This window comes from Bartonella sp. AA74HLJMH, assembly GCF_042197045.1.
GTDB lineage: Bacteria > Pseudomonadota > Alphaproteobacteria > Rhizobiales > Rhizobiaceae > Bartonella.
The window spans coordinates 121,472-144,416 of record NZ_JBHIRJ010000004.1; the positions used below are offsets into that span (position 1 = coordinate 121,472).

Genomic DNA, 22,945 nt, shown 5'->3' on the forward strand with positions numbered 1-22,945 from the left:
TGAATGTAGGAATATACCTATGAGTGCTGTATCTGCGCAAAATACTCGTCGAAAAAATACATTTCTTAGCGATACGCTTATGTTTCGTATTGCTTCTACTTTGCCTAAGTTTTTGTTAGCAAGTTTTGAAGAAATAGGGGATTTTGCCGCGAGTCGAGAAGCATGGAAACTTTCTTGCTTAGCGAATCATTATAAGCCTTTACTATGCTATAATGATGAATGGGGCCAACCAACAGAAAGATTAGAGATCCATTCTTCCTATCAAGCTCTTCAACAATATTCTAGACAAGCAGGTTTGGTTACCTCGCTTTGGGAAAATACGAGCTCAGAAAATGGAGTACGCTATCAAGCGCGTGCGATTCGTTTAGCTTTATCTGCTGGTTTAGAAACAGGACATTTGAATGAAGTTATCATAACGAGTGCAGCTATTGCTGTTTTAATTAGTGATATTGAGCTCTTCAAAAAATGGCAAAATGTACTTTTATCACGCCAATATGATTCCTCATCAAAGCCTATTCATCATAAAAAGGCTGCTTCTCTAACTTGTGCATTTGACGATATTGAAAAATACGCTTTCAATTTTCCAAGTGTTAAGAAAATTTCTTTCGATGAAAGTATGGAACGTGATCTATATCGTTTAAATGTTGTAAAAACCAACGTTATTAATCCTACCGCTGACGGATATCTTGTTAGTGCAGATTTAGATGGTCATTTAAGTTGTTTTTTTATTCCACGCATACAAGAAAATGGCGCATTAAATGGATCTATATCGATTCGTCATTTAATTCAGCGATCTGGAGAACTTTTAACACCAGAGGGGGTTGTCGACTTCCAAGGCAGTTATGGCTGGCTTTTGGGAAATGCTGGAGAAGGGCTTAAAGTTATTAAAGATATCGAGACGATGATGCGTTTCGATCAATCTGTCATATCGGCAGGTGTTTTACGAGCGGCTCTTCAATTTGGTATGGATTTTTTCCGGAAAAAAATGCCCAATCAGCCGTTACCTCCACTGACAGAACGTATTTTTGCAGATATTGCATTAGATATAGCTGCCTCACAAGCATTGGTTTTGCGTTTAGCGAGAGCATTTGACAATGCAGCAAATGACCGTTCTGAAGCGGCTTTTGCCCGCATTATGACACCTATTATTGCTTATCATGTAAGTCAATTGGTTGTGCCTATTGTTGGTGAAATTATTGCACAACTTGGTATTGAAAGTTTTATAGAGAATAATCCATTATCACAAATGTTGCATAATGGGCCTGCGCGAATTGTGAGAAATAGTTCTGCTAATCAATTGGTAAAGGATGCCATTCTTATTGCTGAAAAAGCACCGGGATTGTTTCAGAAATTGTTGGAAAAAATTGCTCTTGATATTGGACCAGCGGGACCCCGAGCAATTGAAATTATTAAGTCAGCAGGTGATATGGCATCAGCAAATGAAGGTGCAGGAAGATTTTTTGTTGAACAAGTAGCTTATGCAGCAGCAGCAGCAGCATTACGTTCTACAGACATAGAACATGTTGCGAATGCCTATATGGAAAGCCGCCTTGGGGGACAATGGAGATCTTCTTACGGGATGCTCATTGCACGATATAATGCAGGGCATTTGCTCAATGTTCTCTATCCTTCCATATGATGAAAGTTTTGAATTCTATTGAGAGCACCTTGCAATATAAAAGCGGCGGCTGCCGAATCAATACGGCTTGCTCTTTTAGCGCGCGATACATTCATTTCTAAAAGAGACCGTTCCGCAGCAATTGTTGATAAACGTTCGTCCCAAAAAACAAATGGAATTTTTGTATAAGCTTTCATATTGCTCACAAAAGCTCTGGTTGCTTGAACACGAGAGCCACTGCTTCCATTCATGTTAAGAGGTAAGCCAATGATAATAACGCCTACATTTTCACGGTCAAAAATTTTAATAAGTGTGTAAGCATCTTCTGTAAATTTTTTTCGCTGTAGTACAGGACGCGGATTTGAGACAGTCAGCCCCATATCAGAAATCGCAATTCCGATAGTTTTTGTCCCTAAATCTAAGCCTGCTATTGTTTGTCTAGGCAAAAGATGTTTTATAACTTCATCTATATTAATAACAGTCATAAAGGTATAATACGTTTTTTAATGTTTCAGATCTATAGTTATATTCTTTATTCATGTTATCTAATATTCTTGCACTTACAAGTGCAGCCTTGTATAGCCAGAATAAAGATCAAATAAATAAACAAAAAAGCAGAAAGGCGTAAAGAGTATGTCTGTTGATCAAGAGACAGTCAAGCGGATAGCACATTTAGCAAGGATTGCCCTCCACGATGATGAGATAGAACCTGTGACAAAAAAATTCAATGCTATTTTAGGTTTTGTAGAGCAATTGAATGAAGTTGATGTCAGTGGAGTTGAGCCATTAACATCTGTGATGCCGATGACTCTACGAATGCGTGAAGATAGTGTTACAGATGGCGATAAAGCAGCAGATATTGTAGCCAATGCCCCTGTTACAGAAGAAAATTTTTTTCTTGTCTCAAAAATTGTTGAGTAACTTTTTATATTTTTGAAATTTGAGAACCAATATGACTGATTTAACAACTCTCACAATTGCGCAAGCTCGTGATGCTCTAACAAAGAAAAATCTCAAAGCAACAGAATTAACGGAAGCTTATTTACAAGCAATAGAGTTGGCGAATCCAACTTTGAATGCTTATGTAACAATAACAGCAGAACAGGCAATGAAAATGGCTGCTGAATCAGACAGTCGCTTAGCGAAAGGGCAGGGAGGGCTTTTGGAAGGAATTCCCTTGGGGATTAAAGATCTTTTTGCAACCTATGGTGTTCATACTCAAGCCTGTTCAAATATCCTTGATGGTTTTAAACCGCACTATGAATCAACTGTCACGGCTAATTTATGGCAAGATGGTGCTGTGATGTTAGGAAAACTTAATATGGATGAGTTTGCTATGGGCTCATCCAACGAAACATCATATTATGGTCCCGTTATTAGTCCATGGAGAAAAAAAGGCTCAAATGAAAAACTCGTACCCGGTGGTTCTTCGGGGGGATCCGCAGCCGCTGTTGCTGCACAAATTTGTGCTGGTGCAACTGCAACCGATACAGGTGGCTCAATACGTCAACCAGCAGCTTTTACTGGAACTGTGGGAATAAAGCCAACTTATGGACGTTGTTCGCGATGGGGCGTTGTCGCGTTTGCTTCATCTCTTGATCAAGCTGGACCTGTTGCTAGAGATGTTCGTGATTGTGCTATCTTACTCAGATCAATGGCCTCTTTTGATGAAAAAGATTCTACTTCCGTCAATTTACCAGTTCCTGATTATGAAAGTTATCTTGGTCAATCAATCAAAGGAATGAAAATCGGTATTCCAAAAGAATATCATGTGGATGGAATGTCTCCAGAAATTATTGAGCTTTGGCAAAAAGGAATAAATTGGTTAAAAGAAGCAGGTGCTGAGATTAAAGATATTTCTTTGCCCCATACAAAATATGCTCTACCTTCTTATTACATTATAGCTCCTGCAGAAGCCTCTTCTAATTTAGCGCGTTATGATGGTGTGCGTTTTGGTTTGCGCATGCCTGGGAAAGACATCATTGAGATGTATGAAAATACGCGTTCTGTTGGTTTTGGTGATGAAGTCAAACGGCGCATTTTGGTTGGGACTTATGTTCTTTCATCAGGTTATTATGATGCCTGTTATTTAAGAGCTCAAAAAGTAAGAACACTCGTAAAACGTGATTTTGATCAATGTTTTGCTTCAGGCATTGATGCTATTTTGACACCAGCAACACCAACATCTGCTTTTGGTATTGCTGATGAAAAAATAAAAAATGATGCTGTAGCAATGTATCTTAATGATATTTTTACTGTACCAGTTAATATGGCTGGATTACCAGGAATTTCTGTTCCTGCTGGTCTGTCATCAAATGGTTTACCTCTAGGATTGCAATTGATTGGTAAACCTTTTTCTGAAGAAGTCATTTTTCAGATAGCGCACATTATTGAACAAGAAGCAGGAATATTCAGTGCAGAAAAATGGTGGATGTAATAGTCAAAATTCACAAAGGAGCATTTCTCATCCTTAATGAGAAATGCTCTTTTAAATGGTGGAGGGATGAGCTCTATTTCCTTAATTCGTAGTCTTACCCACCAAGATAGGCTTCTTTAACACGCGAATCAGAGAGCATAGTTTTTCCTTCACCGTGAAATAAAATATGTCCTACCTCTAAAATATAAGCATAGTCAGCTATGGAAAGTGCAGCAAATGCATTTTGTTCAATAAGAAGAACAGTTTTCCCCATATCATTAATTTTTCGAATAATCGAAAAAATTTCTCGAACGAGAAGTGGTGCTAACCCCAACGAGGGTTCATCTAATATGACCATATCAGGATTGCTCATGAGTGCACGGCCCACAGCAACCATCTGTTGTTCACCACCTGACATTGTTCCTCCCAACTGTTTTGCTCTTTCACGTAGGCGCGGAAAAAGGTCAAATATCCATTCAATATCACGGGAAATTCCCTGCTTATCGTGACGAATATAAGCGCCTAGATGAAGATTCTCTAAAACAGTGAGATGGGGCATGATACGTCGTCCTTCAGGGCTTAGAGCAATCCCTAATCGCAAAATCTCTTCTGGTGATTTTTTAATAATAGATTTGCCATTATAGGTAATTTCTCCATAAACAGAGCGATTAAGCCCTGTAATAGAACGTACAATACTGCTTTTTCCTGCACCATTGGCTCCAATTAAAGTGACAATACTGCCCCGCTTTATGGACATAGAAAGATTTTGGACAGCTTTAATGGCGCCATAATGAACGTAAAGATTTTTTATTTTAAGAATATCCATAAACATCTCCGCCAAGATAAGCTTCAATAACTTTAGGGTTATTACGAATTTCATCTGGTGTACCACTGGCAATGCAACAGCCATATTCCATAACCAAAATATGTTGGCAAAGCCCCATAACCACTTTCATATCGTGCTCAATAAGAAGAATTGTAAGATCAAAGTCTTTTTGCACTTTTGCTATGAATTTTCTAAGATCTTCACTTTCTTGTGGATTCATGCCAGCAACAGGTTCATCAAGAAGAAGCAATTTGGGCTTTGTGGCTAACGCACGTGCAATTTCTAGACGTCGTTGCACACCATAAGGTAAAGCTGTTGCCGATTGATTGGCAAGATGATCAAGTTGTAGCTGTTCAAGGAGCTCCAAGGAATTTTTATAAACTTCCTTCTTTTCTTTTATTGCTTTTGAAAAAAAGAGAGCTGAAGAAAACCAAGGATATTTTTGTCGAACATGCGCTCCTACCATAACATTCTGCAAAACCGTTAACCCTGAGAAAAGACGAATATTTTGAAATGTTCTGGCAATATGGCTTCTACAGATAATATAAGGAGACGCTCCAGAAATTTTTTTCTCATCAAAAAGAATGATGCCGCTTGTAGGAGCATAAAATCCAGAAATCATATTGAAAACTGTTGTTTTTCCAGCACCATTGGGACCAATTAATCCAGTAATACTTCCTCGTTTAATTGCCATATTAACATTATTTACAGCAACTAATCCGCCAAAACGCATTACAATATTATTGAGTGAAAGGATATTGTCGTTCATAGCTTTCCCTCAGTATTAGAAAGCTTTTTGCGTGTCAAAAAGCTATAAATTCCATTCCATGAAAATTCTCGTTGTCCCATTAACCCTTTTCTCCAAAACAAGATAATTACCAGCAATAAAAGAGAAAAAACAACCATACGAAGCCCTGGGGTTTCTGGAATATGTATAAAACCTAAGTCAAATGGACTTTCAATAATACGAAGCCATTCAAGCATGACTGTAATAATAATGCTGCCAATAATGCTCCCTGTAATTGAACCGAGACCACCAGCAACAACAATCATTAAAATATTAAAAGTCAGAAGAAAATTAAACATTTTTGGATCAATGGTTGAAATAAGAGCCGCCATTAATGCGCCACCTATACCTGCAAAAAATGCTCCAACAGTAAAGGAAAAACTACGGTAGAAAAAAGCATTAATTCCCATAGTTTTCGCAGCTATTTCATCATCACGAATAGCACGTAATACGTTACCAGTATTACTTTGCAGTAAGAGGACAATAAAGAGAACTGTAATTGCTAGCCAACCATAGTTCCACCATAATGTTGCATTTTGAGGTATTCCTTTGATTCCCAAAGAGCCATTTGTGAGCGATGTTGCGTTCGTAATGACAATGCGAATAATTTCCGCAAAACCTAATGTTGCAATTCCAAGATAATCGCCACCAAGACGCAATATTGGTAAAGCAATTAATAAACCTACAACAGCAGCACACAAACCACTTACAACAACAGCGATAAAAAAAGGTAACTGCAAATGATATAATGGTTCAGCAATAGGCTCAAGAATCCACATCATTTCTTTTTGTTCAGGGGAAAGAAGTAAAATTGCGCAAACATAAGCACCAATAGCCATAAATCCAGCATGTCCAAGAGAAAACATACCTGTGAAACCGTAAATCAAATTAAGCGAAATTGCCAATATCGCATTAATAGCAATCAGATTGATGATACGAAGCGTATAGTCATTAAAATGGCTATCAGCATAAAATAAAAAACCTATGAGAACTAAAACACTTATACACGATAAAACAGTTGTCGCTGACTTTGCCATTAGATTTTCTCCTGATTTCTTTTACCCATTAATCCTGTGGGCAATATCAATAGAATCAGAATCAATAAAATGAAAGCGAAGGCATCTCGATATCCAGATAGCGCGGGGAAAAATGCGATAATCATAATTTCAATAAACCCTAATAATAATCCTCCCAACATTGCACCTGGTATCGAACCAATACCTCCGATAACAGCAGCGATAAATGCTTTGAGACCAGGAAGAACACCCATATAAGGCTGAATTTGAGGATAACGTAAAGACCACATAATGCCAGCTATGGCGGCAAGAGCTGAGCCTATTCCAAATGTAAACGCAATAACTTTATTGACAGACACACCCATCAAACGTGTTGTTTCAATATCATGGGAGATTGCGCGCATAGCAAGACCCGGTTTTGTTTTATGGATAATCCATAACAGTAATAAAATAAGAATTAATGACACAAAGGGAACGATCAGAGACATGGGAGCAATTCTGATGATACCATCTGCTCCTGATCCTAGATGCCATAAAAATGGTGTTACAAGAAAGTCTGGCTGTTGTACACCTTTCGGAACACCACTAAAGAGTACAGTAGCAAGATTTTCAATAAAAAAAGAAACACCAATTGCACCGATAAGTGCCGAAATACGCGGAGCATGGCGTAGAGGTTTATAAGCAAATTGATCAACAGCAACACCCACAGCACTTGTAATAAAAATGGAAAAACAAAGAGCTAAAACCCAAATCGGTGTAAAGTCTTGCGGGGAAATTTTAAAATAATAAACAAATCCTAGCGCAAGAATTAAAAAAGCAGCAATCCAATAAATTGGAGGACGCCTTTTAAAGCCTATAAAGACCGAATAATAAACAAGAGCAGCAAGGAACAAAAGAAGAAAAGCTGCCCAAGCAGGCATAAAGCCAATTGTGGAAAAGAAAACAAAATATGCTCCCAGCATAAAGATATCACCGTGAGCAAAATTAATGAGTCTCAGTATACCGTAGACCATGGTGTAGCCAATAGCAATAAGCCCATAAAGAGATCCCAATGCCAGTGCATTAAAAAAGTACTGGATGAACATTTCAGTGCTCATCTCTCATCCTTCCACATTTGTTAATTTACATAGGACAATAAGAAATTTCTAAATTTGGTTGAGAAAAAAATCCTCAACCAATTCTTGCATTTTAGTAAGTAAAACTTTTTAATTAAAAAGCAGGTTTAACTTCTTCTAAATAAACACGTTTTCCATCCTGTATTTTAATGATACCAATAGGAATTTTAGGGTTATGATTTTCATCCATTGACATATCCCCAAAGGGGGTAGGAAAATCTTTTAATTGGCTAAGTGCGATAGTAATTTTTTCACGATCAGTGCTACCAGCATTTTCAATAGCCTTCATGAACATCATATAACTCGTGTATCCCAAAACAGAATTGATATTTGGCTCTTTGTCTGGGTAAGCTTTTTTCCATTCTTTTGTGAATTCTTGCGCAGCTACTGACATATTTGGCATATCCTCACTATAGGGAAGTGTCGTATGTAAGAAACCTTCTGCAGCTTTTCCTGCAATCGTAATGGTTTCTGGATTATCCATAGCATCTCCACCCATAATTTGAAATTTAGCCCCTAATTCTCGTGCTTGTTTCATGATGATAGCACCTTCAGAAAAGTAAGATGGAATGAATAAGATATCAGGTTTCTGGGCGATAATTTGCGTGAGAACAGCTGAAAAGTCCTGATCTCCAGAATTATAATTTAAATTTGAGATAACTTCACCACCTAATTTTTTGAAAGCACGCGTAAAATAACTTGCAAGACCAATAGCATAATCGCTTGAAATATCTTTAAGGATAGCAGCCTTTTTTGCGCGTAAAGTTTGGCTTACATAAGTTGCGATTCCTACTCCTTGATAGGAATCAATAAAGCAAGCACGAAAGTAATATTTTTTACCCTGTGTAACAAGGGGACTTGTTGAGGACGTTGCAATGGTTGGAGTCTTTGCCTTTTCAGATATTTCACCACCTGCTAACGAAAGTGAAGAACCATAGCTACCAATGATTCCACTCACTTTTTCACTTGCTGTTAAACGCATAACAGCATTAGCCGCTTCTACTTTATCAGATTTATTATCAATAATAACAAGTTCCACTTTACGTCCTAAAATTTCTGGAACTTTTTTATGGGCTAATTCTATACCTCTAATTTCAAGCTGACCTCCAAATGCATTTTGACCACTTAATGGAAGATAAACACCAATCTTAATAGGTTCACTCGCATAAACATTTGCTGTAAATGCCATAAATGCTGCGATTATCGTAAGGATTTTCTTCAATTGCATTGCGCATTTTCCTTAATTGAATTGTCGTTTTTTCACCTTATATTGAACTTCTTCATCATGCAAGTTACACATTAATCAAAATATCATTATGTAAAAAAACTTTTATATGACCTCTTTTGTAGGGCACTTCTTGTAAGGTATGTAAAGTGTACAATCAAATAGTTTTATAAATATTCATGTTGATATTCTCTGACATTAACATAGAAGATACGACAATGTGGGGAAATCTTATCTTGGGGCTTGCGTGTTGATACAAGAGCAATGTTTACTTAAACCTAGAGAATCAATATCGTACAATTTATAAGCTACAGGATCACGTTATTATGACGAGTAAGGATGCATTAAAGGATTGTTCCCCATCTGAGGATAGTATAGGTGCTTGTGGGGAGATTATCGAAATCAGTGGTGTCATTAAGTGGTTTGATGGTAGTAAGGGGTATGGATTTATTGTACCTGATTTACCTCATTTTCCAGATATATTATTGCATGTTACGGTAATGCGAAGGGATGGTTTTCAAACAGCTTTAGAGGGAGCTAAAGTCATTTGTGCTGTGGAAAAAACTGAACGAGGGTTAAAGTGCGTTCAGGTGAAATCCATAGATTGTTCTTCAGCAATTCATCCATCAGAAGTTCCTGCCCGTACCCATGTTGTTGTTACTCCAGAAAGTGGACTAGAACGAGCAATTGTTAAATGGTTTAATCGTGACAAAGGATACGGTTTTCTTAGCCGAGGGCAAGGAACAGAAGATATTTTTATTCATATGGAAACATTGCGCCGTTTTGGTTTAGCAGAGCTTCGTTCCGGTCAAGTTGTTCTTGTACGTTTTGGTAAAGGAGAAAAAGGTTTAATGACAGCAGAGATTTATCCGGACATAGGCATTCCTTTAGCTACGCATTGAATTTCACGAGTGAAATCAGTGTGTTTTCTATATTTTTAAAGATGGTTATTCCGTAAATTGCTATAGAGGTAGATTTTTAAAGAAAATATGGCTCTCGTTAATCCATAAACCAAATGAAGAAAATTTCGCATATTACGTTGAAAAAAACTAGAAAATAACAAGGAAGCAATCCTCTTTTTTTTGACTTTTAAACTCTGGTACTTTTTATTTTAGAAACAAAATTTAAAATTTTTCTGTGGTGGAGACAAGAATGTTAAAGCCTTTTAAAAAGGGGTATATTGTTTTATTGGTGATGCTTTTTATGTTAGATATGCGTGTTGTTGTAGCAAAGGAGCCCATAGAGATTCCTGTGCATCCGATTCCTTTAGAAATACATACAAAGCAAGGTCCGGTTTTTTATAAGGTAGAGATTGCTTTTACGCCATCTCAAGCAGCAGCTGGTTTAATGTATCGAACTGATTTTCCACGCGATCGTGCAATGCTCTTTAAGCAGCAAAAAAGTTATCCATCGGGAGATGAGCAGAAAATTTTTATGTGGATGGCAAATACGCCTTTACCTTTAGATATGATTTTCTTAAACTCTGAGGGAATTATTGTATCGATTATTGAAAATACTTCTCCATTTTCAACAAATACCATTTCATCAGAAGTTCCTGCAGCTTTTGCACTTGAAATTAATGCTGGTGAAGTTTCTGAAAAACAGATACAAAAAGGACAACGTGTTATTCATCCTGTACTTTGTGGAAAGTGCAATAAAAAATGACCGCTGAAGATATTCGTTTTTTTGAATATAATGGTTTGCGATTTGCTTATCGAGAAGAAGGACAAGGCGCTCCTGTTTTGTTGATCCATGGTTTTGGATCTTCTGCACGGGTGAATTGGTATGCAACAGGTTGGTTTCGTATTCTCACGGAAGCAGGATATCGTGTTATTGCTCTTGATAATCGCGGTCACGGAGATTCAGTTAAAAGTTATGATCCTATCTTTTATACACCTCAAGCTATGGCTGGCGACGCAGTAAAGTTACTGCAGCATTTAGAGTTATCTAAAGCCCATGTTATGGGATATTCTATGGGGGCTCGTATTAGTGCTTTCATGGCTCTTTTGCATCCAACATATGTACACAGTGTTATTTTTGGTGGTTTAGGTATTGGTATGGTGACGGGAGCAGGAAATTGGGAGCCTGTTGCTGAGGCCCTTTTAGCAGAAGATATTTCCACTATTACTAATACGCGCGGTTTAATGTTCCGTAAATTTGCAGATCAAACGAAAAGCGATAGGCGTGCTCTTGCTGCTTGTATCATTACATCAAAACAGGAGTTAACGGCGTCTGAAGTTTACAAAATCAAACAACCAGCACTTGTTGCCGTTGGTTCATTAGATGAAATTGGCGGTGATGCAGAGCCATTGGCAGCCTTGTTGCCTTGTGGTGAAGCTTTATCAATTCCTGATCGAGATCATATGCTTGCTGTAGGCGATAAAGTTTATAAAAAAGGCGTTATCGATTTTCTTTCTCGTTATCCTATAAAATAAGAACTCTTCATAGCTTTTAGAATTTACAGAAATACCCAATATTTTTATTTCGTATAAATTGAAAAAAGCTTATTAAAAAATCTTTCTGTTATGACGTAAGTTTTTATAAAAAATGAAAAGAAAAATAAACTCTTATTAGCTTATTTTGTATATTTTCCAGAGAGGTAATTCTTCTAAGATTAGATAATTATACTTTAAAGGTTATTAAAAAGAATTATTTTCGAATGATGTAATAAATATTTTTTGCTAAAAAATGTAGTTTTAAATAAAAAAATATTTTTATTTGTATTTTTTACAAAATAAACAAAATTATAAATTATTGATCAATTTATTCTTACGAATATGCATTTTAAATACAGATGCTAAAATTGGAGATAAAGTAAAATTATTAAAAATATACAGTTTTTTTGCCATTTTTTAATCTATACGGGTATATTTAATAATGATAGACTCCTTTTGTAAACGTTCTTTATGAATGTATAAAGAACGTTGTGAATATATGTAATATTAAGTAAATATTCAGATTATGCTTTTTTACTGACTTTACAGAATCATAAGAGTGTCTTATTTGCACGACACGCAATTATTTTAATCGTTTCAAAAAAACAGGAGAGCATAGTGAATGCTGATGAAATAAAAAAACTTGATAATTATTTTAAAAATATATTCCAAAACTCAGCATTGCAAGTCAGAGCACGGCCTAAAAAGAGTGATTCTTGTGAGGTTTATATGGGAGATGAGTTTTTAGGCATTATCTATCGAGATGAAGATGAAGATGAGCTCTCCTATAATTTCTCAATGGCTATATTAGATATTGATTTAGAAAATTGATTCGTTATTCGTAGTTGAATGAAGTCTTTTTTATCCCATAAGATTTATATAAGTTTTAACGCTTTAAAACTCGTATGGTTATTTCGTGCAATAATAAGATGGTCATGGATAATAATGCCTAATGCATTTGCTGCATCTTTTAATCTATATGTCATTGTTATATCTGCATTAGAGGGGGTGGAATCGCCAGAAGGGTGATTGTGGACTAAGATAAGTCCTGATGCGGATAACTCTAAAGCTCGAGAAATAACTTCACGAGGATAAACAGGGGTATGATCAATGGTTCCAGTTTGTTGCACCTCATCAGCAAGTAAGCCGTTTTTCTTATCAAGAAACAAAATACGAAACTGTTCACGTGTTTCGTGAGCCATAACAGCTTTACAATACGCTAACACTTTATCCCATGATGAAAAAATATCGCGCTTAAACAATTGCGCACGAGCAAGACGTCCAGCAACATCTGAAATAATTTTTAAATCAACTGCAGTGGCGGGACCACATCCTGGAATTTCTTGAAGTCGGTGAATATCCGCTCCCAACACATCAGCTAATGAACCAAAACGCGCTATCAAATTTTTAGCTATGGGTTTTGTGTTTGCACGGGGTATTGTGCGAAAAAGCAATAATTCAAGATATTCATAATCTTCAATTGCATTTCCTTTTGACTTTAAATAGCGCTTCCGAAGACGTTCACGATGGCCTTGATAATGTTTATGAAGCTGTGCGTTTTTCTGAGGCTCTTCACTTTTTCTTTCTGATACTGGGGTGAGTGGAGAACTCGATGTTAATGCAAAGTGATTACTTTGAGTATCTTCCTTTTGATTTAATTTTTTAGCCATAACATCTCTACATTGCGTTAGGTATGGGAATTTGGAATATAAAAAATATTTTTAGGAGATTGTGTAAATATTTCATACCCTTCATTTGTAACACCAATTGTATGTTCATATTGTGCTGTCAGAGAGCGGTCACGGGTAACAGCAGTCCAACCGTCAGATAAAATCTTAACTTGTGGTTTACCAAGGTTAATCATAGGCTCAATTGTAAACATCATACCTTGTTTTAATTCAACTCCTTCTCTAGGATTTCCATAATGGAGAATATTGGGAGCATCATGAAAAAGCTGGCCGATACCATGTCCGCAAAAATCTCTCACAATTGAACAGCGTTCAGATTCTGCATACTGTTGAATGGCTGCCCCAATATCACCTGTCGTTGCTCCAGGCTTAACGACAGCGATTCCTTGCATAAGACTTTCATAGGTTATTTTTAGCAAGCGTTCTGCGGCACGCCTAATTTTTCCAACAGGATACATTCGGCTTGAATCCCCATGCCAACCATCAAGGATAAAGGTTACATCAACATTTACAATATCACCTTCTTGCAAAGGTCTTTTATTGGGAATGCCATGGCAGACAACGTGATTGATAGATGTACAGCATGAATGGCTGTATCCATGATAATTTAGATCAGCAGGAAGTGCTCCTCGCTTAGCTCCAAAAATAAATACAAAATCATCTATTTCTTGCGTAGTAACGCCCGGCTTAATAATATCTGTAAGCGCATCAAGGCATTCTGCAGCAATACGACCAACTTCACGCATTTTAGCAAAAGCATAATCATCGAAAATGCGGATTTTTCCATTAAATTTTAAAGGGATTTTATTATATTCGATATACTCAGTCATTGTTTCTTCTATTTTCTATTTTTACTCTCTGAATCGGAAAAATGCCTTCTACACTTACATGACACTTTACAGCATAACATTCTACTCCTGATTTTAATGCTAAATCAAACTTACGTCCATAGAGTGGATCAAGATCATGACAAATTGTAAAAGCTGAGCAATCTTCTCGTTGAATAATATAAAGCATAGCAGCTCGTTTTCCTTGTTGTACAACTCCTATGAGCTCATCAAGGTGACGTGCACCACGTTTTGTTTCGCTATCAGGAAATTCTGCTAATCCTTTCTGACGAATAAAATGAACATTTTTGACTTCTAGGTAACAATCAGGAAGAATGTCATCACGTAAAAGAAAGTCAATTCGTGATTGTGTCCCATAGCGTTGTTCTTTTAAAATTGTTTTATATCCATTTAATTCTGGTAGTAATCCGTTTTGAATTGCTTCTAACGCAAGTTTATTGGGTAAAGAAGTATTAATACCAACCAAAGTATTATCGGCTTCAATAATTTCTAATTGATAGGCATATTTTCGTTTGATGTTGTTATGATAAGAAAGCCAAATATTGGTGTTGAAAGCTGTTAATCCAAGCATTGATCCTGTATTAGGTACAGACACGGTGAGGACATGCTGATCATCTTGTTGAACATCCGCAAGGAAACGTTTATAACGACGGATAAGCTTTGCAGGAAAAAGTTTGGGAATAAAGTGCATATCCCTTTTTTAGGATTTATGATTTCATAATTCAACTGAGATTATGATTTATAGGGGCTGTTCCCTATTAAAAAAGATAAAATTGATGTAAAAAACGCTACGATATCTTATATAAATTGTTATAAATTCCATCGTTCACTTTAATGGCTTTTAAAATTTATTATTAGGTTTAGAAACTATTATCTTTGAATGAAAAGATAGATTATCTATAATTTATTATTAAACAGCATTAGAGTATTGTGAAAAAGGTTTCGTAAAAATAGTGGAGAGGGAGATAGTTTAAGTGAAACTAGGTAAAATTGATGGCAGGAACGAATAGGAATCGTGAAAATTTAACAAATGGTCCCATTATTATTTTAGTTGAACCGCAGCTTCCTGAAAACATTGGTATGGTCGCAAGGGCAATGGCAAATTTTGGGCTTTCTAAGCTTCGATTAGTCAATCCTCGAGAGATGTTTCCAAATGAAAAAGCTAGAGCTGCTGCGAGTAAAGCTGATCATGTCATTAACAATGCTGTGATTTTTAACACATTGCGTGATTCAATTGCAGATTTACACTATGTTTTTGCCACAACAGCACGTGAAAGATGTGGATTTAAAACTGTAAAAAGTGCTGTCGAAGCAGCAAGCGTATTACGTCAGCGTGAAAGTATCGGACATAAGACTGGGATTGTCTTTGGAAGAGAGAGATGGGGACTAGAAAATGATGAAATCAGCCTTGTTGATGAAATTATTACTTTTCCAGTTAATCCTGCTTTTGCGTCACTTAATATTGCGCAAGCGGTTCTTTTAATGTCTTACGAATGGATGAAAGCTGGTTTAGAGAATGTCAGCGATACGGCATTTCGTGCAGCAGAGATGGAACCTGCAAATAAAACAATATTCCATGGTTTTTTATCTCAGTTAGAAGAGGCTTTGAATATCCGTGGGTATTTTAGACCACCAGAACGTAAAGAAGTAATGCTTGCAAATTTGCGCTCTGTTTTTACGCGCGCTAACTTTAGTGAACCTGAGGTTCGTTTATTGCGAGGCATTATATCTTCTTTGGATCATTTTTCGCCACAATATCCACGGGGGAGTAGAGCACCGGAAGAGCGTGATCGTAAAAAAATTAAAAATAAGTGTGAAAATTAATGGATGAACGACCTGTTCTTTTTTTTGATAGCGGTATTGGTGGTTTAACAGTGTTCAGGGAAGCGCGTATTCTTATCCCTGACATGCAATTTATCTATGTTGCTGATGATGCAGGATTTCCTTATGGAAATTGGAAAGAAAATATTTTGAAAGAGCGTATTTTGAAGATTTTTACAAATCTTTTAACACGTTACAATCCAGCTTTATGTGTGATTGCTTGCAACACTGTTTCTACACTGATGATAGCAGATTTACGACAGAATTTTCCTCATGTCCCTTTTGTAGGAACGGTTCCTGCAATTAAATCAGCTGCTGAACAAACAAAATCTGGTTTTATTTCCGTATTAGCGACTCCTGGAACAGTTAAACGTGCTTATACAAATGAATTAATTAACTCTTTTGCTGGACAGTGTCATGTTCAGCTTGTGGGAAGTAAAAAGCTGGCTGGACTTGCTGAAGATTATTTACGGGGAAAATCTATCGATTCAGAAGAGTTAAGAAAAGAAATCCTGCCATGTTTTGTGGAAAAAAATGGACAATATACGGATGTTATTGTTTTAGCCTGCACACATTATCCTTTTTTGATTAATTTCTTTCGTGAACATGCTTTATGGTCCGTTGAGTGGATTGATCCGGCGAAAGCGATCGCCAAACATATCAGATCTTTATTACCATTGTCGGGAAAGATACACCATCAATATATAAAGAAATATCAAGATTTTGCGTTGTTGACATCAAAAAATATCACTTCTTTAACAGAGAATTTGTTTAAAGGATTTGGCTTAAAACTCATGAAAGGAGTTGACTTTGGGTTACGAGACCAATAATGATGATCTAGCTATTTTTTCAAGAAAATAGCATTAATTGACGTGTCCCGTGGATAACTTTGCATATTGATATGTTAAGGTATTCTGTCAGTCTTTAGTATTTAAAGGCAGAGGAGGGCGCGTTTCCTTGGGGTCTTAAGATCTCGTGTTTTATTTTATAAGGAAATGCGATGAGTAAACGCGAAACAACAAAGTATAAAATTGACCGTCGTATGGGAGAAAATATTTGGGGGCGTCCAAAATCTCCTGTCAATCGTCGTGATTATGGTCCAGGTCAGCATGGACAGCGTCGTAAAGGAAAACTTTCTGACTATGGGGTTCAGTTGCGCGCTAAACAGAAATTGAAAGGGTTTTATGGAGATATTTCAGAAAAACAATTTCATAAAACCTATGAAGAAGCAGCTCGTCGACGGGGCGATACTGGTGAAAATCTTATCGGTCTGTTAGAATCACGTTTGGATGCTGTTGTTTATCGTGCAAAATTCGTACCTACGATTTTTGCTTCTCGCCAATTTATCAATCACGGTCATGTTAATGTCAATGGGCGGCGCACAAACATTCAATCTTATCGTTGTAAACCAGGTGATGTTATTGAGGTTCGGGAAAAATCGAAACAACTTGTTTTAGTGTTAGAATCAGTGCAATTGGCAGAACGTGATGTCCCTGATTATATTGAAGCAGATCATAAACAGATGAAAGCAACCTTTACACGTATTCCTGCTTTTGCAGATGTTCCTTATGCTGTGCAAATGGAACCTAATCTGGTTGTTGAATTTTATTCTCGATAATTTTTCTGTAAGAGAAATTGTTTCTCTCTTCTATTATGATAACTTCAAAATATTGTGTTATTCTTACAATATTTGAAGTTAATAAGTTCTTTTTGTAAATGGTTCTATATTAAGTTTATTGCTATGTTTTATAGTCATAAATTTGTATAGTTCCATTTCTTTTTTGTGTATCTAATTTATAAATTCAAAAAACATAAATGTAAGCTTGCTTTAATATTTGTTTTTATCTTTGCAAAACGAGCCGTTTATTGTGCAGGATATGGTATTATGAATGATGTTTCAGTTGAATATCAGGCAATAGAAGAAAACAAAGGGAGAGATGATCCTTTAATAAGCGAAGCAGATAATTGTCATCCAATGTTTCGTGTTGCTCCTTCAAGCGTAGAATTTAATAAATTGCGCAAACGACTTTTACGTCATATGCGACAAGCTTTGGATGATTTTTCTATGCTCTCTACAGGGAAAAAATGGCTTGTTGCTTTATCGGGTGGAAAAGACTCTTATGGTTTATTAGCGCTTCTTTTAGACTTAAAGTGGCGAGGTCTTTTATCCGTTGAAATTCTAGCCTGTAATCTTGATCAAGGGCACCCAGGATTTCCTAAGCATATTCTTCCAGACTTTTTAAGTTCTTATAAAATTCCATATCGTATTGAATATCAGGATACTTATTCCATTGTTACAGATAAATTGGCAGAGTCGCAGACATATTGTTCACTTTGTTCTCGATTACGACGTGGTAATCTCTATCGTATTGCACGTGAAGAGGGATGTTCTGCATTAGTTTTAGGTCATCATCGTGATGATGTTTTAGAAACATTTTTTATGAATTTGTTTCACGGTGGCCGATTAGCTGCCATGCCTGGAAAACTTAAAAATGATGAAGGAGATCTTTTTGTATTACGTCCTCTTGTTTATGCTGCTGAGGAAGATATGGAAAAATTTTCTCAAGAAATGCAATTTCCAATTATTCCTTGTAATCTTTGCGGTAGTCAAGATGGATTACAACGTAATGCAATGAAAGAAATGCTGAAAAATATAGAAAGACAAATGCCAGGACGTAAAGATACGATGATTCGCGCTTTAACAAATGTACGCCCAAGTCATTTGCTTGATAAGAAATTCTTTGATTTTAAAACGTGTTAATAAAAATTAGATATTTTAAAAATAAGTTTAAAGAGTTTAAGATAAGATACTTATTTATAATGATAATTTATTTTTTTCATTTAAATATCGTCAGATTGTTTTGTTTCAAATTCTCTTATATTGCTTCCATAAAAAACATCCGTTTGCATATCACAAAGGAAATTCTTGTGTGCATAAAACACTCTTGAAAAAAGTTTCCTTTCACTAACCAATGACTGTCGTAATATGAAAAATGGGAAAATAGTACGGTTGTCGATTTTTTCTTTTGTTAATTAAAAATGGTGAGCCTTGTGGATTTTATTCTTTTGCGCCGCCGTCACCGCCATTTAAAGCTCATTTAAGGCATTAAATTAAGAGAATATATAACTGCTTGGTATTTTGGGAGTGTATAGCAAACATTCAGAGTAAGGATTGCTCGTAAATTCTCATGAAGTAAGTCACATGATCGGTTCTTGTTATGAAAAGTCGCTTTTTTATAAACCAATGCTGATAGAAATCTTCATCATTGAGGACAGGGAAGGAGTTAAATTTTTAAACTGCTATACCATAAAGGTCATAGGCATCCGATTGTTCGATTTTAACGGTGACAAATTCACCAACACGCAGTGGGCGTCGTGATGATATATGGACAACACCATCTATTTCTGGAGCATCGTACTGACTACGTCCTTTGGCAACTTTTCCTTGACTTTCATCGATAAGCACTCGGAGTCTTTTTCCAATTTTTTTCTTTAAAAGATGTGTAGAAATTTGTTGTTGTTTTGCCATAAAACGATGCCAGCGGTTTTCTTTCACCTCTTCAGGAATATTTTCTAATCCCAAATCATTTGCGGCAGCTCCTTTTACTTCTTCATATTTAAAGCACCCCGCGCGTTCAATTTTTGCTTCTTCTAGCCATTCTAGAAGTATATTAAAATCTTCATTCGTTTCACCAGGAAAACCAACGATAAATGTTGATCGCAAAGTAAGATCTGGACATATTTTCCGCCATTTTTCAATTCTACGATTTGTTTTTTCCATAAGTGCGGGACGCTTCATGTGACGCAAAACAGTTGGTGATGCATGCTGAAAAGGTATATCCAGATAAGGAAGAATTTTTTTTGCAGCCATAAGTTCGATAACTTCATCAACATGGGGATAAGGATAAACGTAATGCATACGTACCCAAATACCCATATCGCCTAGTTCGCGACAAAGATCAAAGAATTTAGTTTTGATTGTACGATCTTTCCAAGAATTTTCGAGATATTTAAGATCAACACCATAAGCACTCGTATCCTGTGAAATAACCAAAAGTTCTTTTACACCCGCTTGCACGAGTTTTTCAGCTTCACGAAGAACATCGCTGATGGGACGTGAAGTGAGATCACCACGCAAAGTAGGGATGATACAAAAACTACACCGATTAGAGCATCCTTCAGAAATCTTTAAGTAGGCGTAATGGCGAGGTGTTAAACGAATACCTTGGGGAGGAACTAAATCAAGAAAAGGATCATGAACAGGAGGAATTGCTGTATGAACAGCTTCTATAACGCTTTCATAAGCTTGCGGTTTTGTAATAGCCAATACATTAGGATATGTTTGGCGAATAGCATCAGGATCAGCACCAAGACACCCTGTTACAATAACTTTTCCATTTTTTTTAAGAGCTTCATCAATATTGGCTAATGATTCTCTCCTTGCCGAGTCAAGAAAACCACAGGTATTCACAATAACGACATCAGCTCCTTGATGTTGACGTGAAATCTCATACCCTTCAGAGCGAAGGCGTGTAATAATTCGCTCAGAATCTACGAGTGCTTTTGGGCATCCGAGGGAGACAAAACTAATACGAGGTGCTACCATGATGATCCTACAATTACTATGAATGATTGAGTTACGCTTTTATTAATTTAAAAATAATGTTCTTTATTTTTATACCTATGCAATACAATCTGTTACAAAGTTATTTGATTTTTTTCTACAAAATTTTATGTGTTTTTATGCATGCATACAATTTTGTCTTATTATATCGTAAAATTCCGTTATTGAGGATGATGATATAAGACAGCTTCCTTCAAAGCATTTAAGTTCTTTTCAAAGTACGTGGTGAATATTTTAAAACTTACTTGTCAAGCCTTGCATTAAGTGAAGAACATGGAGGGAAGGGAAAGTGAAACCCGCTCGATAAGGATCTGGATTGTTTATAAACTGAATTGGGGGCATCCTTTGGCTGTGGAGAAGAAGTCAATTGCGTGTGGCACAATAAAAAAAATACTCAATAGCTTCTTACTGCGATATCTATCGCGTACTATAAGGTTTATTTTTTAATATTTGCGAATAAGTCCGGTAAGTTTTCCTTGTATTTCTATACGCTCGGATTCGTATGTCCGTACTTCATAATGAGGATTTGCGGCTTCTAATGCAATAGAAGCTCCTTTGCGTCGATAACGTTTTAATGTGGCTTCTTTTTTATCAATAAACGCAACAATAATTTCACCTGTTATTGCTGTATTTTGACGTTTCACAATGATCGTATCTTTATCAAGGATACCAGCCTCCATCATAGAATCATCTTTAACTTCTAATGCGTAGTGCTCACCTGTATTAACCATATCGAGTGGAAGAGAAAGGCTGTTTATTTGTTGCAGTATAGCAGAGGCGGGTACGCTCGCAGAAATACGTCCCATAATAGGAATGGTGATATTTTTTTTTTCTTCTTCATCAAAGGGACTCAAGCTTTTTGATATTTCCCTTTTCTTTCTTTCTATCATACTGGGAGAAATTTTACGTGCTAAAGAAAGGTTAAATGTTATTTTTTCAGGGAGTCGAATCACCTCCACAGCACGAGCACGATTGGGCAAGCGACGTATAAAACCTCGTTGTTCTAAGGCTATAATGAGCTTATGAATACCAGACTTTGAAGAAAGTTCTAATGCATTTTTCATTTCTTCAAAAGAAGGAGGAACACCAGTTTCTTTTATATGGTTATGAATAAACAAGAGTAGCTCATATTGTTTACATGTTAACATTCAATATTCCAATCAAAATAATAAAAATTAGTAAAGTAAAAATACATGTATATATAGCACTTTTACAATTTTTATCGCCAAATAAAAATTATTTTCTTTGTTTTTGATCTTATCATTTAATAAATCAATATGTTTATTTATCGATATATTTAAATTATTATTTATATACTATATATATTAATATTAAATAATGTATATATATACTTTATAGTTCTGACTGAATTGTCTAACACCAAATTTTATGACCAGTATTATCCTTTTCTTCTAAAAATATATCTACATGTTTTGTAATTTCTGATATAAAAAAGTTAAATAGAAGGCATTCTATATATTTAGAACTCTCTATGGGTATTTAAAATCATTTTACATACTGCATATTATTTCTGCTTTTTTATTCTTAGTAAAATTATCTACAGCTCTAATAGTGAACACAATTTATAGTCATTCGAGATATTTTCAATGAGACTAAATTTTGCTTCATATCTACTTTATTCTATAGGATAAACTGGCTTTCGTTATATATTCATTATGCATAAATAAAATTATACTCTCAAAATGCCATTGTTGCTCATTGTTCCATTTTCAGGTCTAACGTGTCAACTGCTATATACTATTTTCATGAACCCTAATGTTGCGATAAATTTTGATTATTGAAAGGAGGCATAAAAGGTATTTTCATTTCTTTTTTATAGTTTTATTCTCTCACTTATATTGGTTAAGAAAATCCTTTTTATTGTTTCAATATAAAAAAGGTTTGAAATGAGATAAGCTTACAGTATTTGAGACTTCTCACTCAAGTGAAAAAAATGGTAAATTATTATAAATCAATATATTATCTTATAAATCTGTATTTATATTTAAAAATTGAACACTAAGATATAAAAATAATATTATAATAAAAGGTATTTTTTCTTCTCTACCCATTATGCTCAACAACCCATGTGAGGGGAAGGGGGGTAATTTCTCATAATTTTAACGCTTCGAATCTATGCAATATTTTGCAGTAAAATTTTTCCTTTATTGAAACTTCAAAAATAAGATTAAAGAGTACTTATACAATGATGAAGTAAAGGGGTGAAAACGAAAAATTATTGATAATTGAAGAAAATAATAATATTTTTCTCCAAAAGGTGTTGACCAAATGGAAAGTCAACCGTATGTTCCCTTCACTTTCTACAAATTAGATAGTGTGTAAACTAGATAGCTTGTATGAGAGCGCGTAGCTCAGCTGGTAGAGCAACTGACTTTTAATCAGTAGGTCCAGGGTTCGAATCCCTGCGCGCTCACCAAATTTAAATTAATATCAATAGTCTATAAAAAATTTAAGAATCTTTCTTGTTTCTATTCTTTTTGAAGTTTTTTGTTGATTCTATAACCT

At 35.7% G+C, this 22,945-nt stretch carries 22 protein-coding genes and 1 tRNA gene; 12 read left to right on the forward strand and 11 right to left on the reverse strand.

Features of this window, described 5'->3' with window-relative positions:
• Positions 1-19: 19 nt before the first annotated feature.
• Positions 20-1,639 carry an acyl-CoA dehydrogenase family protein gene (locus tag ACFINH_RS04130; RefSeq protein ID WP_375632217.1) on the forward strand — a complete coding sequence of 540 codons (1,620 nt, stop codon included), beginning with the start codon at positions 20-22 and terminating at the stop codon, positions 1,637-1,639.
• Here ACFINH_RS04130 and ruvX read toward each other — a convergent pair.
• Positions 1,624-2,103, reverse strand: coding sequence for a Holliday junction resolvase RuvX (gene ruvX / locus ACFINH_RS04135; RefSeq protein WP_375611932.1), 480 nt, complete (start codon positions 2,101-2,103; stop codon positions 1,624-1,626). The genes ACFINH_RS04130 and ruvX overlap by 16 nt on opposite strands.
• 148 nt (positions 2,104-2,251) lie before the next feature.
• On the opposite strand from ruvX, the gene gatC reads away from it, so the two are divergent.
• Positions 2,252-2,539: an Asp-tRNA(Asn)/Glu-tRNA(Gln) amidotransferase subunit GatC gene (gatC, locus tag ACFINH_RS04140; RefSeq protein ID WP_375606898.1), complete on the forward strand. Its 288-nt coding sequence runs from the start codon at positions 2,252-2,254 to the stop codon at positions 2,537-2,539.
• 31 nt (positions 2,540-2,570) lie between these two features.
• Entirely contained in the window at positions 2,571-4,055 is a 1,485-nt protein-coding gene (gene gatA, locus ACFINH_RS04145) for an Asp-tRNA(Asn)/Glu-tRNA(Gln) amidotransferase subunit GatA (protein ID WP_375611931.1), read from the forward strand.
• A gap of 94 nt (positions 4,056-4,149) precedes the next feature.
• Here the strand turns inward: gatA and ACFINH_RS04150 are convergent, their stop codons facing one another.
• From ACFINH_RS04150 to ACFINH_RS04170, 5 genes are all read right to left on the reverse strand, one after another.
• A complete protein-coding gene (locus tag ACFINH_RS04150; protein WP_273791026.1) occupies positions 4,150-4,860 on the reverse strand; it encodes an ABC transporter ATP-binding protein in 711 nt (236 codons plus the stop codon).
• A complete protein-coding gene (locus tag ACFINH_RS04155) occupies positions 4,847-5,629 on the reverse strand; it encodes an ABC transporter ATP-binding protein (RefSeq protein ID WP_375611930.1) in 783 nt (260 codons plus the stop codon). Before ACFINH_RS04155 ends, ACFINH_RS04150 begins: the two co-directional genes overlap by 14 nt.
• Positions 5,626-6,684: a branched-chain amino acid ABC transporter permease gene (locus ACFINH_RS04160; RefSeq protein ID WP_375632218.1), complete on the reverse strand. Its 1,059-nt coding sequence runs from the start codon at positions 6,682-6,684 to the stop codon at positions 5,626-5,628. The genes ACFINH_RS04155 and ACFINH_RS04160 overlap by 4 nt, the downstream gene beginning before the upstream one ends.
• On the reverse strand, positions 6,684-7,760 hold the full coding sequence (locus ACFINH_RS04165; protein ID WP_375611928.1) for a branched-chain amino acid ABC transporter permease: 1,077 nt from the start codon (positions 7,758-7,760) through the stop codon (positions 6,684-6,686). Before ACFINH_RS04165 ends, ACFINH_RS04160 begins: the two co-directional genes overlap by 1 nt.
• Positions 7,761-7,872: 112 nt before the next feature.
• A complete protein-coding gene (locus ACFINH_RS04170) occupies positions 7,873-9,006 on the reverse strand; it encodes an ABC transporter substrate-binding protein (protein ID WP_375632219.1) in 1,134 nt (377 codons plus the stop codon).
• 323 nt (positions 9,007-9,329) lie between these two features.
• On the opposite strand from ACFINH_RS04170, the gene ACFINH_RS04175 reads away from it, so the two are divergent.
• From ACFINH_RS04175 to ACFINH_RS04190, 4 genes are all read left to right on the forward strand, one after another.
• Positions 9,330-9,905, forward strand: a complete 576-nt coding sequence (locus tag ACFINH_RS04175) for a cold-shock protein (RefSeq protein WP_273791031.1) — start codon at positions 9,330-9,332, stop codon at positions 9,903-9,905.
• A 250-nt stretch (positions 9,906-10,155) separates the two neighbouring features.
• Positions 10,156-10,668, forward strand: coding sequence for a DUF192 domain-containing protein (locus ACFINH_RS04180; protein ID WP_375632220.1), 513 nt, complete (start codon positions 10,156-10,158; stop codon positions 10,666-10,668).
• A complete protein-coding gene (locus ACFINH_RS04185; protein WP_375613418.1) occupies positions 10,665-11,438 on the forward strand; it encodes an alpha/beta fold hydrolase in 774 nt (257 codons plus the stop codon). The genes ACFINH_RS04180 and ACFINH_RS04185 overlap by 4 nt, the downstream gene beginning before the upstream one ends.
• A gap of 618 nt (positions 11,439-12,056) precedes the next feature.
• Positions 12,057-12,269, forward strand: coding sequence for a DUF3126 family protein (locus ACFINH_RS04190; protein ID WP_375621268.1), 213 nt, complete (start codon positions 12,057-12,059; stop codon positions 12,267-12,269).
• Between the two features lie 44 nt (positions 12,270-12,313).
• Here ACFINH_RS04190 and radC read toward each other — a convergent pair whose 3' ends face one another.
• From radC to sfsA, 3 genes are read right to left on the reverse strand one after another with little or no spacing between them, the layout of a single operon-like run.
• A complete protein-coding gene (radC, locus tag ACFINH_RS04195) occupies positions 12,314-13,108 on the reverse strand; it encodes a DNA repair protein RadC (protein ID WP_375613419.1) in 795 nt (264 codons plus the stop codon).
• 17 nt (positions 13,109-13,125) lie between these two features.
• Positions 13,126-13,956 carry a type I methionyl aminopeptidase gene (gene map, locus ACFINH_RS04200; protein ID WP_375632221.1) on the reverse strand — a complete coding sequence of 277 codons (831 nt, stop codon included), beginning with the start codon at positions 13,954-13,956 and terminating at the stop codon, positions 13,126-13,128.
• Positions 13,949-14,665 carry a DNA/RNA nuclease SfsA gene (gene sfsA, locus ACFINH_RS04205; RefSeq protein WP_375611922.1) on the reverse strand — a complete coding sequence of 239 codons (717 nt, stop codon included), beginning with the start codon at positions 14,663-14,665 and terminating at the stop codon, positions 13,949-13,951. Before sfsA ends, map begins: the two co-directional genes overlap by 8 nt.
• 302 nt (positions 14,666-14,967) lie before the next feature.
• Here sfsA and ACFINH_RS04210 point away from each other — a divergent pair, with 302 nt between their 5' ends.
• From ACFINH_RS04210 to ttcA, 4 genes are all read left to right on the forward strand, one after another.
• The gene (locus tag ACFINH_RS04210; protein ID WP_375632222.1) at positions 14,968-15,798 is read left to right on the forward strand and encodes an RNA methyltransferase; all 831 of its coding nucleotides are present in this window, start codon (positions 14,968-14,970) and stop codon (positions 15,796-15,798) included.
• A complete protein-coding gene (murI, locus tag ACFINH_RS04215; RefSeq protein WP_375611921.1) occupies positions 15,798-16,625 on the forward strand; it encodes a glutamate racemase in 828 nt (275 codons plus the stop codon). The genes ACFINH_RS04210 and murI overlap by 1 nt, the downstream gene beginning before the upstream one ends.
• A gap of 170 nt (positions 16,626-16,795) precedes the next feature.
• Positions 16,796-17,413, forward strand: a complete 618-nt coding sequence (rpsD, locus tag ACFINH_RS04220) for a 30S ribosomal protein S4 (RefSeq protein ID WP_273722651.1) — start codon at positions 16,796-16,798, stop codon at positions 17,411-17,413.
• Between the two features lie 267 nt (positions 17,414-17,680).
• A complete protein-coding gene (ttcA, locus tag ACFINH_RS04225) occupies positions 17,681-18,556 on the forward strand; it encodes a tRNA 2-thiocytidine(32) synthetase TtcA (protein WP_375628128.1) in 876 nt (291 codons plus the stop codon).
• A 531-nt stretch (positions 18,557-19,087) separates the two neighbouring features.
• On the opposite strand, the gene rimO is transcribed toward ttcA, so the two are convergent.
• Together rimO and lexA are read right to left on the reverse strand one after the other, a co-directional pair.
• Positions 19,088-20,401, reverse strand: coding sequence for a 30S ribosomal protein S12 methylthiotransferase RimO (gene rimO / locus ACFINH_RS04230; RefSeq protein ID WP_375629851.1), 1,314 nt, complete (start codon positions 20,399-20,401; stop codon positions 19,088-19,090).
• A gap of 461 nt (positions 20,402-20,862) precedes the next feature.
• Positions 20,863-21,567 (reverse strand): transcriptional repressor LexA, encoded by a 705-nt coding sequence (lexA, locus tag ACFINH_RS04235; RefSeq protein WP_375621262.1) that lies wholly within the window; start codon positions 21,565-21,567, stop codon positions 20,863-20,865.
• A 1,213-nt stretch (positions 21,568-22,780) separates the two neighbouring features.
• On the opposite strand from lexA, the gene ACFINH_RS04240 reads away from it, so the two are divergent.
• A tRNA-Lys gene (locus ACFINH_RS04240) sits at positions 22,781-22,856 on the forward strand.
• The last annotated feature ends 89 nt before the right edge of the window (positions 22,857-22,945 follow it).

Bases quoted from the DNA above. Each gene is read 5' to 3' on its own strand.
- ACFINH_RS04210 (WP_375632222.1), top strand. From the start codon at position 14,968: ATGGCAGGAACGAATAGGAATCGTGAAAATTTAACAAATGGTCCCATT.
- rpsD (WP_273722651.1), top strand. From the start codon at position 16,796: ATGAGTAAACGCGAAACAACAAAGTATAAAATTGACCGTCGTATGGGA.
- ACFINH_RS04180 (WP_375632220.1), top strand. From the start codon at position 10,156: ATGTTAAAGCCTTTTAAAAAGGGGTATATTGTTTTATTGGTGATGCTT.
- murI (WP_375611921.1), top strand. From the start codon at position 15,798: ATGGATGAACGACCTGTTCTTTTTTTTGATAGCGGTATTGGTGGTTTA.
- ruvX (WP_375611932.1), bottom strand. From the start codon at position 2,103: ATGACTGTTATTAATATAGATGAAGTTATAAAACATCTTTTGCCTAGA.
- ACFINH_RS04175 (WP_273791031.1), top strand. From the start codon at position 9,330: ATGACGAGTAAGGATGCATTAAAGGATTGTTCCCCATCTGAGGATAGT.
- sfsA (WP_375611922.1), bottom strand. From the start codon at position 14,665: ATGCACTTTATTCCCAAACTTTTTCCTGCAAAGCTTATCCGTCGTTAT.
- rimO (WP_375629851.1), bottom strand. From the start codon at position 20,401: ATGGTAGCACCTCGTATTAGTTTTGTCTCCCTCGGATGCCCAAAAGCA.
- ACFINH_RS04155 (WP_375611930.1), bottom strand. From the start codon at position 5,629: ATGAACGACAATATCCTTTCACTCAATAATATTGTAATGCGTTTTGGC.
- ttcA (WP_375628128.1), top strand. From the start codon at position 17,681: ATGAATGATGTTTCAGTTGAATATCAGGCAATAGAAGAAAACAAAGGG.
- gatC (WP_375606898.1), top strand. From the start codon at position 2,252: ATGTCTGTTGATCAAGAGACAGTCAAGCGGATAGCACATTTAGCAAGG.
- ACFINH_RS04150 (WP_273791026.1), bottom strand. From the start codon at position 4,860: ATGGATATTCTTAAAATAAAAAATCTTTACGTTCATTATGGCGCCATT.
- ACFINH_RS04170 (WP_375632219.1), bottom strand. From the start codon at position 9,006: ATGCAATTGAAGAAAATCCTTACGATAATCGCAGCATTTATGGCATTT.
- lexA (WP_375621262.1), bottom strand. From the start codon at position 21,567: ATGTTAACATGTAAACAATATGAGCTACTCTTGTTTATTCATAACCAT.
- radC (WP_375613419.1), bottom strand. From the start codon at position 13,108: ATGGCTAAAAAATTAAATCAAAAGGAAGATACTCAAAGTAATCACTTT.
- map (WP_375632221.1), bottom strand. From the start codon at position 13,956: ATGACTGAGTATATCGAATATAATAAAATCCCTTTAAAATTTAATGGA.
- ACFINH_RS04160 (WP_375632218.1), bottom strand. From the start codon at position 6,684: ATGGCAAAGTCAGCGACAACTGTTTTATCGTGTATAAGTGTTTTAGTT.
- ACFINH_RS04130 (WP_375632217.1), top strand. From the start codon at position 20: ATGAGTGCTGTATCTGCGCAAAATACTCGTCGAAAAAATACATTTCTT.
- ACFINH_RS04165 (WP_375611928.1), bottom strand. From the start codon at position 7,760: ATGAGCACTGAAATGTTCATCCAGTACTTTTTTAATGCACTGGCATTG.
- ACFINH_RS04185 (WP_375613418.1), top strand. From the start codon at position 10,665: ATGACCGCTGAAGATATTCGTTTTTTTGAATATAATGGTTTGCGATTT.
- gatA (WP_375611931.1), top strand. From the start codon at position 2,571: ATGACTGATTTAACAACTCTCACAATTGCGCAAGCTCGTGATGCTCTA.